The organism is Mycobacterium sp. (genome assembly GCF_032161845.1).
GTDB lineage: Bacteria > Actinomycetota > Actinomycetes > Mycobacteriales > Mycobacteriaceae > Mycobacterium.
On record NZ_JAVRQA010000248.1, the window covers coordinates 1 to 12,882 of the forward strand.

Consider the following 12,882-nt stretch of genomic DNA (forward strand, 5'->3'; position numbering starts at 1 on the left):
ACCCGCAGACCGGAAAGGCAATACCCAAAGCATGGCTGAGTTCATCTACACGATGAAGAAGGTCCGCAAGGCGCACGGTGACAAGGTCATCCTGGACGACGTCACGCTGAACTTCCTTCCCGGAGCCAAGATCGGCGTCGTCGGTCCCAACGGCGCAGGCAAGTCGAGTGTCCTGAAGATCATGGCCGGCTTGGACAAGGCCAACAACGGGGACGCGTTCCTCGCCACCGGCGCCACGGTCGGCATCCTCATGCAGGAGCCGCAACTCGACGAGTCGAAGACCGTCCGCGAGAACGTCGAGGAGGGTGTGCCGATCAAGGCGAAGCTCGCTAGGTACAACTAGGTTGCCGAGCTGATGGCCACCGACTACACCGACGAGCTGATGGAGGAGATGGGGCAGCTGCAGGAGCAGTTGGACGCGGCTGACGCGTGGGACCTCGACTCGAAGCTCGAGCAGGCGATGGATGCTCTGCGTTGCCCGCCGCCCGACGAGCCGGTCACCCATCTCTCCGGTGGAGAGAAGCGTCGCGTCGCGTTGTGCAAGCTGCTGCTGTCCGAGCCCGATCTGCTGCTGCTCGATGAACCCACCAACCACCTGGACGCCGAGAGCGTGCTGTGGCTGGAGAAGCACCTCGCCGACTACAAGGGCGCAATCCTCGCCGTCACCCACGACCGCTACTTCCTCGACAACGTCGCCGAGTGGATCCTCGAGCTCGACCGGGGCCGCGCGTACCCGTACGAGGGCAACTACTCCACGTATCTGGAGAAGAAGGCCGAGCGACTGGCGGTCCAGGGTCGCAAGGACCAGAAACTGCAGAAGCGCTTGGTCGAGGAACTTGCATGGGTGCGCTCCGGCGCCAAGGCCAGGCAGGCCAAGAACAAGGCTCGCCTCGGTCGGTACGAGGAGATGGCGGCCGAGGCGGAGAAGACGCGCAAGCTCGACTTCGAAGAGATCCAGATCCCGACCGGTCCGCGATTGGGCAACATCGTGGTGGAAGTCGATCACCTCGACAAGGGCTTCGAGGGACGCATCCTGATCAAGGACCTGTCCTTCACACTGCCGCGCAACGGCATCGTCGGCGTCATCGGTCCCAACGGTGTCGGCAAGACGACGCTGTTCAAGACCATCGTCGGTCTCGAGTCCGCCGACAGCGGCGTGGTCAAGGTCGGCGAGACGGTCAAGCTGAGCTACGTCGATCAGAACCGCGGCGGCATCGACCCCAAGAAGAACGTGTGGCAAGTGGTCTCCGATGGGCTCGACTACATCGAGGTCGGTCAGAACGAGGTGCCTTCGCGGGCCTACGTCTCGGCGTTCGGGTTCAAGGGACCAGATCAGCAGAAGCCGGCCGGCGTGCTTTCCGGTGGCGAGCGCAACCGGCTGAACCTCGCGCTGACCCTCAAGGAGGGCGGCAACCTGATTCTGCTCGACGAGCCAACCAACGACCTGGACATCGAGACGCTCAGCTCGTTGGAGAATGCGCTTCAGCAGTTCCCTGGCTGCGCCGTGGTCATTTCCCACGATCGCTGGTTCCTCGACCGCACCTGCACGCACATTCTGGCGTGGGAGGGCGACGACGACAACGAAGCCAAGTGGTTCTGGTTCGAGGGCAACTTCGGCGGCTACGAGGAGAACAAGCTGGAGCGGCTCGGCGCGGATGCCGCCCGCCCGCACCGGGTCACGCACCGCAGGCTCACCCGCGACTGATCTGGCGGGGTTGAGCCGCGGTGACCCCGGAGGCAACTAGTGTCACTTCCGCGTGCCAAGGAGCTGCCCCGGCGGCGACATCCAACGACGGCCGGCACGCGGGCGTGAGGTAGGAGCGATCGGCATGACGACGGTGAATCCTGGTTCTCCAGGCCGGCAACCCAGCGACGGGTCGGCGGAGACCGTGGTAATCGACAAGAGACTCACCGGTGGTCTCGCGAGGGCATATCTCGAGACCCACCACGGGCCGCATGGCGACGCACCCGCAGCCGACACCGCCCTGACGATGCCGGTGGACCTCCCCGGGCGGATGGTGTCACCGGCGCTGCTGGCCGCTCACGCGCAGATCGGCCAACAGCGGTCCACGGGCGATACCAAGGTCGCGGTCTACTCGACCGACGACTCCAGCGGTGTCGGTCCGGCGATCCAGATCGTCACCGATCAGAGCGCCATGCTGATGGATACCGTCACCGTCCTGTTGCACCGGCTCGGTGTCGCGTACACCGCGATCATGAACCCGGTGTTCCGCGTCCGCCGGAATCCGGCGGGGGAACTGTTGGACGTCCATCCCGCCTCGGCTCCCGATGCGCCGACGGACGGCGTCGACGAGACCTGGGTCCACGTGCAGCTGTCGCCGTCCGCGAATACCAAGGCCGTCGCCGAGGCGGTCGCGCTGCTGCCGAACGTCCTCGGCGACGCCCGCCAGGTGGCGCTCGACTCGGTGGCTCTCAACGCCGCGCTGGTCGTCCTCGCCAGCCAGTTGGACGCCGACCGCGAGAGGCACTTTCCGTCCTACGACCGCCGCGACGTAGCGGCGCTTCTGCGCTGGCTTGCCGACGGCCACTTCGTTCTGCTCGGCTACCAGCGCTGCTCGGTCGACAAGGGCCAGGCCACGGTTGACGCGTCCAGCCGGCTGGGCGTGCTCCGGCTGCGCACGGACGTGCTGCCGGAGCTCAGCGGTCCGGACGATCTGCTGGTGCTCGCGCAGGCGACCATGCCGAGTTACTTGCGCTACGGCGCACATCCCCACATCGTGGTGGTCCGCGAGAGCCTGCCCGGCCAGTCCGCCGCCATCGAGCACCGGTTCGTCGGGTTGTTCACGGTGGCCGCCTCGAACGCGAACGTGTTGGAGATTCCGCTCATCTCGCGACGCGTGCACGAGGCACTCGCGCTGTCGCACGGCGACAACAGTCATCCGGGTCAGCTGACGCTGGACATCATTCAAACGATCCCGCGCTCGGAGCTCTTCTCCCTCAGCGCGCGCCAACTCCTGGACATGGCCAACGCGGTCGTCGATCTGGGGTCGCGGCGTCGCGCGCTGCTGTTCCTGCGCACCGACCAGCTCTCTCACTTCGTGTCCTGTCTGGTGTATCTGCCGCGCGACCGGTACACCACCGCGGTCCGGCTGGAAATGCAGGACATCCTGGTTCGCGAACTGGGCGGCGAGAGCATCGAATACACCGCCCGGGTCAGCGAATCACCATGGGCGGTGGTGCACTTCACGGTTCGGCTGCCCGACGACAGCAAGGCCGGCGACGTCGACACGTCCCTGGACGCCGAGACCAGGATCCAGAATCTGCTGACCGAGGCTGCGCGCACCTGGGGCGACCGGCTGATGGGCGCGGTACGCACGGGCGCGATCACCCGCGCCGATGCCGAGCACTACTCTTCTGCCTTCCCCGAGGTCTACCGGCAGGCGTTCAGTCCGCACGACGCGATCGGTGACATCGCGATCATCCAAGAGCTGCAAGACAACTCGGTCAAGCTGGTGTACGCCGACGGCGGTGAGGGTCAGACCGCCAATCTCACCTGGTACCTCGCGGGCCGGTCGGCTTCCCTGAGTGTCCTGCTGCCGATGCTGCAGTGCATGGGCGTCGTCGTGCTCGAGGAGCGGCCGTTCTCCGTAACCAGGGCCGACGGCGTGCCGGTATGGATCTATCAATTCAAGATCTCACCGCAACAGTCGATGCGGGAGGAAGAGGACGCCGTCGAGCGCGAAGCCACCGCAATGCGGTTCGCCGACACGGTCACCGCGATCTGGCATGGCCGCGTGGAGATCGACCGGTTCAACGAGCTGGTCCTGCGCGCCGGGCTGACCTGGCAGCAGGTCACGGTGCTTCGCAGTTACGCGAAGTACCTGCGGCAGGCGGGATTTCCCTACAGTCAGTCGCACATCGAGACGGTCGTGAACGACAATGCGGGTACGGCGCGGGCGCTGGTCGAACTCTTCGAGGCGTTGTTCGATCCGGAGGATGCGCAGTCAAATTCCGACAAGAAGCGTGATGCCTCGGCGGCCGCCGTCGTGGTCGCTACCGGCATCGACGCACTGGTCAGCCTCGACACCGACCGGGTGCTCCGCGCGTTCGCATCGATGATTCAGGCGACACTGCGCACCAACTACTTCGTCACCAGCCCCGGTTCGGCCCGTAGTCGGGACATCCTGTCGATCAAGATGAATCCCGGTCTGATCGACGAATTGCCTTTGCCCCGACCGAGGTACGAGATCTTCGTGTACTCGCCGCGGGTCGAGGGCGTCCACCTCCGGTTTGGAAACGTGGCTCGCGGAGGCCTCCGGTGGTCCGATCGTCGCGAGGACTTCCGCACCGAGATTCTCGGACTGGTCAAGGCGCAGGCGGTGAAGAACGCCGTCATCGTTCCCGTCGGTGCAAAGGGTGGCTTCGTCCTGAAGAACCCCCCGGCTCCCACCGGCGACGCCGCCGCCGACCGCGACGCGCTACGCAACGAGGGCGTCGCCTGCTACCGGCTGTTCATCTCCGGCCTGCTCGACGTCACCGACAACGTCGACACGGCTACCGGAGCGGTCACGACGCCTCCGGGTGTCGTCCGCCGGGACGGGGACGACGCCTATCTGGTCGTCGCCGCCGACAAGGGCACCGCGACGTTCTCCGACATCGCCAACGACGTGGCCAAGTCCTATGGGTTCTGGCTCGGCGACGCCTTCGCCTCCGGCGGGTCGGTGGGCTACGACCACAAGGCGATGGGCATCACCGCCAAGGGAGCCTGGGAATCGGTCAAGCGGCACTTCCGCGAGATGGGCGTCGACACCCAGAATGAGGACTTCCGCGTGGTCGGTGTCGGCGACATGAGCGGTGACGTGTTCGGCAACGGCATGTTGCTGTCCAGGCACATTCGATTGGTGGCGGCGTTCGACCATCGCCACGTGTTCCTCGATCCGAACCCCGACGCGGCGACGTCGTTCGTCGAGCGCGATCGGATGTTCGGGCTGCCGAGGTCCAGTTGGGACGACTACGACCGCAGCCTCATCAGCGAGGGCGGTGGCATATACAGCAGGGAACAGAAGTCGATTCCGATCAGCGCACAGGTCCGCACTGCGCTGGGGCTGGCCGACGACGTCGAGGAGATGACACCGCCCGCACTGATGAAGGCGATCCTGCAGGCGCCCGTCGACCTGTTCTGGAACGGTGGCATCGGCACCTACGTCAAGGCGGAGACCGAGTCCGATGCCGACGTCGGTGACCGGGCCAACGATGCCGTGCGCGTCAACGGAAATCAAATGCGCGCCAAGGTGATCGGCGAGGGCGGCAACCTGGGTGTCACGCAGCGCGGTCGCATCGAGTTCGAGCTCAACGGCGGTCACATGAACACCGACGCGCTGGACAACTCCGCGGGCGTCGACTGCTCCGACCACGAGGTCAACATCAAGATCCTCGTCGACTCCCTCGTCACGGCAGGGCAGGTGAGCGCCGAGGAACGCACGCCGTTGCTGATGTCGATGACCGAGGAGGTCGGCGCCCTGGTCTTGGCGGACAACGCCGCCCAGAACGACCTGATGGGCACCAGCCGAGCCAACGCGGCGGGACTTCTTTCGGTGCACGCCCGCCAGATCAGGGGCCTGGCCGCCGAGCGGGGGCTGAACCGCGAACTGGAGGCCCTGCCGCCGGAGAAGGAGATCCGCAGGCGCACCGAGGCGGGGCTGGGCCTGACAACGCCCGAACTCTCCACGCTGATGGCGTACGTGAAGCTGGCGCTCAAGGACGAGCTGCTGGCCAGCGAGCTTCCCGATCAGGAAGTCTTCGCCGCCCGGTTGCCGGCTTACTTCCCGCGTCAATTGCGCGACCGCTTCGGCCCCGAAATCCGTACTCACCAACTGCGTCGCGAGATCGTCACGACGATGCTGGTCAACGACCTCGTCGATACTGCCGGGATCAGCTACGCGTATCGCGTCGCCGAGGACGTCGGCGTCGGGCCGATCGATGCGGTGCGGGCCTATGTCGCCACCGATAGGATCTTCCGGGTCGGCGACGTCTGGCGGCAGATCAGGGCGGCCGGTGACGCCGGAGTGTCGGTCACGGTGACGGACCGGATGACACTCGACCTCCGTCGTCTCATCGACCGTGCGGGACGGTGGCTGCTCAACTACCGGCCACAGCCGCTGGCGGTGGGCGCGGAGGTCAACCGCTTCGCCGCGAAGGTGGCCGACCTGACCCCGCGGATGTCGGAGTGGCTGCGCGGCGACGATCGCGCCATCGTTGAAAAGGACTCGAGCGAGTTCATCGCTCAGGGCGTGCCGGAGGATCTGGCGATGACGGTCGCCACCGGGCTGTATCAGTACAGCCTGCTCGACGTCATCGACATCGCCGACATCGTCGACAGGGAACCCGTCGAGGTGGCCGACACCTACTTCACGCTGATGGACCACCTGGGTGCCGATGGTCTGCTGACGGCGATATCGCGGTTGGCTCGCGACGACCGCTGGCATTCGTTGGCCCGCTTGGCGATTCGCGACGACATCTACGGTTCGTTGAGGGCGCTGTGCTTCGACGTGCTGGCCGTCGGCGAACCCGACGAGACCGGCGAACAGAAGATCGAGGAGTGGGAGCTGTCCAACAGCTCCAGGGTGGCGCGGGCGCGTCGCACGCTCAGCGAGATCTTCGAGGACGGCGAGAAGGACCTGGCGACGTTGTCGGTGGCTGCTCGCCAGATTCGCAGCATGACGAGGACGAGCGGAACGGGAACTTCCGGTTGACCCGCAACAGATTCACGACGCCGGTGCCCGTGCGCTGGTCCGACATCGACATGTACCAGCACGTCAACCACGGCACCATGGTGACGATTCTCGAGGAAGCGCGGGTGCCGTTCCTCACCGAGCCGTTCGCAAACGACTTCGACACCATCGGGTTGTTGATCGCTGAAGTACGGGTGATCTACAAGGGCCAGTTGCGGCTCGCGGATTCACCACTGCAGGTGACGATTTGGGTCAATCGACTGCGCGCGGTCGACTTCACCCTCGGTTACGAGGTGCGGTCGGCACTGGCCGATCCGGACTCCAAGCCGGCCGTCATCGGCGAGTCGCAGTTGGCCGCGTTCCACATCGAGGAGCAGCGACTGGTGCGGCTGGCGCCGCACCACCGGGAGTATCTGCAGCGGTATCAGCGATGAGCGCTTGCGCGAAGAGCAGAATGCGGCGATGAGCGCTTGCGCGAAGAGCAGAATGCGGCGATGAGCACCCTTGAACGCGGCCTGTGGCTCGACGACGCCGCGCACCGGGAGGACCTGGCGACGTTCGTCGACCGCGCCATTCGACTCGACGATGCCAGTGTCATCCGGTTGCGCGACCGCGCGGGCGGGCAGGTCGTTGCCTGGGCCGCAACGGGTTTCGACGTTTTGGCGAGTCGCGTGGTGGGCGGTCGGGTCAAGCCCGCCGATCTGTCCGTCGGTGCCGACGCGCTGGCCATGGCTCTCCCGGCGATGGACCGCTCGGGGTTCGTGGAACCGGGTTTCACGATGGACTCTGCGTGGCGCGGGATGCTGCCCCCCGAAACGGGTTTCGTCCACCTCGACGACGTGCCTGCCAGGGTGGTGCTGGACCTCGCGCAGCGCGGCGTCGCACTGGCCAAGGAGTACGGCAGCGCCCACGGCCCTCCTGCGTCGCTGTTGGACCAGGAAGTGGTTGCGGTCAGTTCTGGGGATGCGAGTGTCGGCATCCCGATGCGTTGCGTGTTCGCCTTGACGGCGATGGGTTTCCTTCCGCAGTCGAAGACGGCGGATCAGTTCGCACCCGAGTCGGTGGCGCCCGACGAGGTGGTGCGGGTTCGCGTATTGCCGACGTGGCTGCGCGTCGATGCGCGTTTCGGCTCCGTCTACCGCCGTCGCGGTGACCCCGCCGTCGTGCTGCGTTAGCCCGTCAGAACGGCGAGTTGACCATCGAGTGCGCGGCCATCTCGAGATAGTTCAGAAGCACCTGGCGGTGCGCGTCGTCGAGAGTCGTCGAGTCGATCTCGCCGACGGCGGTGTGCATGCAGCGGAGCCAGGCATCGCGTTCGAAGGGCCCGACCTTGAACGGCGCGTGGCGCATCCGCAGCCGTGGATGCCCACGCTGGTCGGAGTAGGTCCGCGGTCCGCCCCAATACTGCTCGAGGAACATGCGCAGGCGCACCTCAGCGCCGTCGAGGTCATCCTCCGGGTACAGCGGTCGCAGGATCTCGTCCTCGCGGACGAGTTGGTAGAACCGCGACACAATGGTCCGGAACGTCTCGGCACCGCCGACTTCGTCGTAGAACGACGCGGGTTGCTCCGTCACGGCACCCATTGTCCCTTCTTTGGGTGGGAGGCGACGCCACGGGGGGACGCGGGCGCGGACCAGGCAAACCCGCCGTCGTCATCGGATGTTCATCTTCAGTGACCAGCGAACACGCTCAAAATTGTCGTGCGATCGGCGGCGATCCATGATGCACTGTGTTTCGGAGGACGTATGTCGCAGCGAAGGAGGAGCCGCGGGCATCTGACCGCGGCTGGGTCATCTAGCGCCTCAGTGCTTGCTGCGCAGACCGGCATCGAGGCACGTCCGCCCACCCACGACGGAAGCGTCTGGAGCCGCCGCAGGGTGCTGCTGCTGAACTCCACCTACGAACCACTTGCCGCGCTGCCTGCCCGGCGGGCGGTCGTCATGCTGCTGTGCGGCAAGGCCGACGTCGTCCACGCCGACGCGAGCGGTCCGGTGATCCACTCGGCGACCCGAGCGATCGTGGTGCCCTCGGTGATTAGGCTGCGGTCGTTCGTGCGGGTGCCCTACCGAGCTCGCGTTCCGATGACCAGGGCCGCGCTCATGCATCGTGACCGGTTCCGCTGCGCGTACTGCGGGTCCAAGGCCGACACCGTCGACCACGTGGTGCCGCGCAGCCGCGGTGGTGATCATTCGTGGGAGAACTGCGTCGCGGCGTGCGCCGGTTGCAATCACCGCAAGGCCGACCATTTGCTTGCCGAGCTCGGCTGGACGCTGCGTTCGACGCCCCTTCCACCCAAGGGCCAGCATTGGCGGCTGCTGTCGTCGATCAAGGAACTCGACCCGGCGTGGGTGCGATATCTGGGTGAGGGTGCGGCCTGACCCGGGCCGTCTGCTCTTCGCGCAAGCGTTCATCGCGCCGAGTGCTTTGATACGGTTTGCGGCGTGAGCATCGCACTTTCCCATTCGCTTCTCGGCGGGGTTCCGCTGTTGGTGCTGTTGGTGCTGGCCGCGCTGATCTTCAGGCGCAAGGGCCCGCACCCAGCGACGTACAAGATGACCGACGAGTGGACCCACGAGCCGATCCTCTGGGCCGCCGACGAGCCGGCCGATCACGGCCACGGATCGCATTTGACGGTGGGGGGTGGCGCAAGTGGCAAGTGGTAGCGATCACTCGACCGAGGTGGCAAAGGTTGGTTCCGAGACCCTGCCCTACGGCTACGCCTACACGACCAGCGGACGCATTTCCGGTGTCTCCGAGCCTGGTGAGCTGTCGGTGCAATACCCGTTCCCCGTCAAGGACCTGGTGGTCCTCGACGACGCGTTGAAATTCGGTTCCCGCGCGGCGAAGGCCAGGTTTGCCGTCTACGTCGGCGGTCTCGGCGAGGACACCGCCGCCACGGCGCGCGAGATCCTGGCCAAGGTGCCCACACCCGACAACGCGGTGCTGCTGGCCGTGTCGCCCAACCAGAAGGCCATCGAGGTGGTCTATGGGTCCGAGGTCAAGGGCCGTGGCATCGAAGAGGCCGCTCCGCTTGGCGTCTCGGCCGCTGCGGCGTCGTTCCGGGAGGGCAACCTGCTCGACGGGTTGATCAGCGCCGTGCGCGTACTCAGCGCCGGCGTCGCACCCCGCTAAGTTCGCCTCATCGCACCGAAACTGCAGCCACGGTCGTCAACTCGCGAAGTTGACGACCGTGGCTGCAATTTCGACTAGGCGAATGCCGCGCTAGTCGTTCTCGTCGTGTCGCTGAGCGATCGCTAGCAGCTCTTCGCGAACCGTTGAATCAGGAAGTGCGTAGATCCTCGCGTAGAGGCGGCGCCGGTTCATGGTGCGCGTCAGGTCTGCTCGAAACTGCGCGAGGGACATCGTTCTTACTCCTTGATTGTGCTCCGGATCACAGAGCGGGGGTTGCTGTGCGCCCGCCGACATGGGGATCGCCCCTTCGGTGTGCCCCTCGATCCTCCGTGTTAACTCTGTGTAAATCAAGCCCTGACGTGTGATGTTGCGCTCACTCGCGAGCGACGGGCGCGGCTGACAGCGGCTAGGCGCGAGCCTAGGGGAGCGCTCAGCGGGCGGCTGCGTTGTTTGCTGCCGAGCTCAGCTGGTCGACGCCTGGGCGGACAGCTCGGCCCGGATTCGCATGTAGCGTTCGAGGAAGGCGCGTTCGTCGAGTCGCTTCCGCCGCAGCCAGCCGGTCACCTCGCCGTTGCACTTGCTGGCATTGCACGCCGCGCAGGCGGGCACCACGTTGTCGATCGTGTACCGGCCGCCACGTGAGATCGCCATGACGCAGTCCCTTTGCAACGGACCATCGCTGGCGCCGCAGTAGGCACAACCCTCCCACGCCGCCTTGATGGCGGCCCACTGCGCGGCGGTGAGATCGTTCACGACCGCAGCGACGCGTCGCTTGCGCTTTCGGGCGGCCCGCGCCCTGCGACTGTTGGTGGCCGCCATGGCGTGAGCGTATGCGAAGAACCGCCGCGAACCGGTGAAGCGGCGCCGAGACGGCGTGCCCTAACCGGCGTCGAAAGCCCTTGCCCGCAGCGCGCGTTCGACGCCCGCCCGGCCCTCGATCACGAGCCGTCGCAGGGCGGGGGGCACCTCACCGGCCAGGAACCGGTCGGCTGCGTCAAGGCCGTCCTGGCTGACGTCCGACGACGGGTACAGCCCGATCACGACGGTCTGCGCGACTTCGCTGGAACGTCGCTCCCAGACTCCGAGGATGGCGTCGAAGTATTTCGCGCTGAAGGGTTGCAGCAACGCGGCCTGGCCGGGCTGCACGAACCCGGTGACGATCGCTCGAGTGGTGATGTTGGCCAACGTGTCGTCCTCGATCACCTGTAGCCATGCGGCGTCCTTGACCGCAGCCTGCGGCCGCGCAGCCGAGGCCGCCGCCGCGTTCCGCCGTCCCGCCGCGGTGGGATCGCGCTGCGCCTCGGCGTCGATGAACGGGGTGGCTGTGCCGTTCTCGTCGATGTCGCCACCGGCCGCCAGCGCGGTGACGATGCGCCACCTCAGGTCGGTGTCGATGGTCAGTCCGGCGAGGCCGTGTTCGGCGGCTGGGTCCGTCTGCTCTTCGCGCGAGCGCTCATCACCGGTGTCGAGCAGAGCTGCCAGCACCGCCGTATGACGCAACGACAACGCCGACGTGCACAGCGCGTTTACATAGGCCAGCTGGAAGTCGGACCCCGGCTCGGCCGCACGGGCGAGCTCCAGGAGTCGGTCGCCGAACGTGGGCCAACCCTGCGAGCACGCCCAGTCCGGGTCGGCGTAGGCATTGAGCGCGGTCTGCGCCTGCAGCAGGAGACGCTGCGCCACCCCCACTTCGGTCTCGGCGTGCACGCCCGACTTGACCAGGTCGACGAAGTCGCGGGCCTTCATCTCGGCCTCGCGCGTCATCTCCCACGCCGCCGACCATGCCAGCGTGCGGGGCAGAGATTCGGCGATGTCCGCGACGCGGGTCAGCACCGTCTGCAGCGACTCGGGATCCAACCGCAGCGAGCAGTACGTGAGGTCGTCGTCGTTGACCAGGATCAGCTTGCCGCGCGGAACACCTTGCAGCGCAGGCACGTCGGTGCTCGTCCCGTCGACGTCGAGTTCCTCCCGGTGGATCCGGACCAGTTTGCCCGAGCCGTCGTCGTCGTAGATGCCGACCGCCAGTCGGTGGACGCGGGTCTCGCCAGCACCGGGGGCTGCGCCGCTCTGGTCGATGGCGAACCGGGTGAACTTGCCGTCGCCATCGACGTCGAAGTCGGCCCGCAACGTGTTGAGCCCGGTGGTCTTGAGCCACTGGCGGCCCCACTGCGAAAGGTCACGTCCCGACGACTTCTCCAGCGCCCCAAGTAAATCGCCAAACGTCGCGTTGGCGAACGCGTGGTCGCGGAAGTAGTCACGGAGGCCGGCAAGAAACGCTTCGAGGCCCACGTAGGCGACGAGCTGCTTGAGCACGCTGGCGCCCTTGGCATAGGTGATGCCGTCGAAGTTCACCTCGACGGCGTGCAGGTCGGGGATGTCCGCTGCGACCGGATGGGTCGACGGCAGCTGGTCCTGCCGGTAGGCCCACGACTTCTCGACGTTGGCGAAGGTCGTCCATGCAGCGGTGTATTCCGTTGCCTCGCTTTGGCACAGCACCGAGGCGAAGGTGGCGAATGACTCGTTGAGCCAGAGGTCGTCCCACCACTGCATGGTGACCAGGTCACCGAACCACATGTGTGCCATCTCGTGGAGCACGGTCTCAGCCCGCCGCTCGTAGCTGTAGCGGGTGACCTTGCTCCGGAACACGTAGTCCTCGAGGAACGTCACGGCGCCGGCGTTCTCCATGGCGCCCGCGTTGAACTCGGGAACGAACAACTGGTCGTACTTGCCGAATGCGTATGGCACGCCGAAGTTCTGGTGATAGAACCCGAAGCCCTGCTTGGTCTCGGTGAACAACCGCTCCGCGTCCATGTACTCGGCGAGCGAGCCGCGGCAGAAGATGCCAAGCGGGATGTCGCCGTGGTCGTCGGTGTACACGTCGTCCCACCGCGCGTACGCGCCTGCGATGAGGGCCACCAGGTAGGTGGAGAGGATCTCGGTGGTCGCGAACCGGTGCACGGACGCGCCGCTAGACCCTTCGGTGCTCTCCGCGATCGCGGCGTTGGACACGACCGACCAGTCGGCGGGCGCGGTCACGGTGATCGAGTAGCGGGCCTT

At 66.3% G+C, this 12,882-nt stretch carries 10 protein-coding genes and 1 pseudogene; 7 read left to right on the plus strand and 4 right to left on the minus strand.

Going from position 1 to position 12,882, the window contains the following annotated elements; genetic code table 11:
- Window positions 1-31: 31 nt before the first annotated feature.
- The 4 genes and pseudogenes from ettA to QOD90_RS14270 all read left to right on the plus strand — a co-directional run bounded on the left by ettA (window position 32) and on the right by QOD90_RS14270 (window position 7,867).
- Window positions 32-1,705: pseudogene (gene ettA / locus QOD90_RS14255) on the plus strand (energy-dependent translational throttle protein EttA).
- 124 nt (window positions 1,706-1,829) lie between these two features.
- On the plus strand, window positions 1,830-6,713 hold the full coding sequence (locus QOD90_RS14260; RefSeq protein WP_526350741.1) for an NAD-glutamate dehydrogenase: 4,884 nt from the start codon (window positions 1,830-1,832) through the stop codon (window positions 6,711-6,713).
- On the plus strand, window positions 6,710-7,126 hold the full coding sequence (locus QOD90_RS14265) for an acyl-CoA thioesterase (RefSeq protein ID WP_526350743.1): 417 nt from the start codon (window positions 6,710-6,712) through the stop codon (window positions 7,124-7,126). Before QOD90_RS14260 ends, QOD90_RS14265 begins: the two co-directional genes overlap by 4 nt.
- A gap of 60 nt (window positions 7,127-7,186) precedes the next feature.
- On the plus strand, window positions 7,187-7,867 hold the full coding sequence (locus tag QOD90_RS14270; protein WP_526350745.1) for a DUF8010 domain-containing protein: 681 nt from the start codon (window positions 7,187-7,189) through the stop codon (window positions 7,865-7,867).
- A 4-nt stretch (window positions 7,868-7,871) separates the two neighbouring features.
- Here the strand turns inward: QOD90_RS14270 and QOD90_RS14275 are convergent, their stop codons facing one another.
- On the minus strand, window positions 7,872-8,276 hold the full coding sequence (locus QOD90_RS14275; RefSeq protein ID WP_526350747.1) for a globin: 405 nt from the start codon (window positions 8,274-8,276) through the stop codon (window positions 7,872-7,874).
- A 162-nt stretch (window positions 8,277-8,438) separates the two neighbouring features.
- Between QOD90_RS14275 and QOD90_RS14280 the strand changes: the two genes are divergently transcribed.
- From QOD90_RS14280 to QOD90_RS14290, 3 genes are all read left to right on the plus strand, one after another.
- Window positions 8,439-9,071, plus strand: coding sequence for an HNH endonuclease signature motif containing protein (locus QOD90_RS14280; RefSeq protein ID WP_526350749.1), 633 nt, complete (start codon window positions 8,439-8,441; stop codon window positions 9,069-9,071).
- A 63-nt stretch (window positions 9,072-9,134) separates the two neighbouring features.
- Window positions 9,135-9,356, plus strand: a complete 222-nt coding sequence (gene ctaJ, locus QOD90_RS14285) for an aa3-type cytochrome oxidase subunit CtaJ (RefSeq protein WP_526350751.1) — start codon at window positions 9,135-9,137, stop codon at window positions 9,354-9,356.
- Between the two features lie 16 nt (window positions 9,357-9,372).
- Complete coding sequence (locus QOD90_RS14290) at window positions 9,373-9,825, plus strand: DUF5130 family protein (protein ID WP_526350759.1); 453 nt, start codon at window positions 9,373-9,375, stop codon at window positions 9,823-9,825.
- Window positions 9,826-9,915: 90 nt separating this feature from the next.
- On the opposite strand, the gene QOD90_RS14295 is transcribed toward QOD90_RS14290, so the two are convergent.
- From QOD90_RS14295 to pepN, 3 genes are all read right to left on the minus strand, one after another.
- Window positions 9,916-10,056: a hypothetical protein gene (locus QOD90_RS14295; protein WP_526350753.1), complete on the minus strand. Its 141-nt coding sequence runs from the start codon at window positions 10,054-10,056 to the stop codon at window positions 9,916-9,918.
- 231 nt (window positions 10,057-10,287) lie between these two features.
- Window positions 10,288-10,644, minus strand: coding sequence for an HNH endonuclease signature motif containing protein (locus QOD90_RS14300; RefSeq protein WP_526350755.1), 357 nt, complete (start codon window positions 10,642-10,644; stop codon window positions 10,288-10,290).
- 60 nt (window positions 10,645-10,704) lie between these two features.
- Window positions 10,705-12,882 (minus strand): aminopeptidase N (pepN, locus tag QOD90_RS14305; protein ID WP_526350757.1); only part of this gene is annotated, 2,178 nt, incomplete at its 5' end.

Coding starts and splice junctions, on each gene's coding strand:
- QOD90_RS14295 (WP_526350753.1), bottom strand. CDS start 10,056: ATGTCCCTCGCGCAGTTTCGAGCAGACCTGACGCGCACCATGAACCGG.
- QOD90_RS14270 (WP_526350745.1), top strand. CDS start 7,187: ATGAGCACCCTTGAACGCGGCCTGTGGCTCGACGACGCCGCGCACCGG.
- QOD90_RS14280 (WP_526350749.1), top strand. CDS start 8,439: ATGTCGCAGCGAAGGAGGAGCCGCGGGCATCTGACCGCGGCTGGGTCA.
- QOD90_RS14260 (WP_526350741.1), top strand. CDS start 1,830: ATGACGACGGTGAATCCTGGTTCTCCAGGCCGGCAACCCAGCGACGGG.
- QOD90_RS14300 (WP_526350755.1), bottom strand. CDS start 10,644: ATGGCGGCCACCAACAGTCGCAGGGCGCGGGCCGCCCGAAAGCGCAAG.
- QOD90_RS14275 (WP_526350747.1), bottom strand. CDS start 8,276: ATGGGTGCCGTGACGGAGCAACCCGCGTCGTTCTACGACGAAGTCGGC.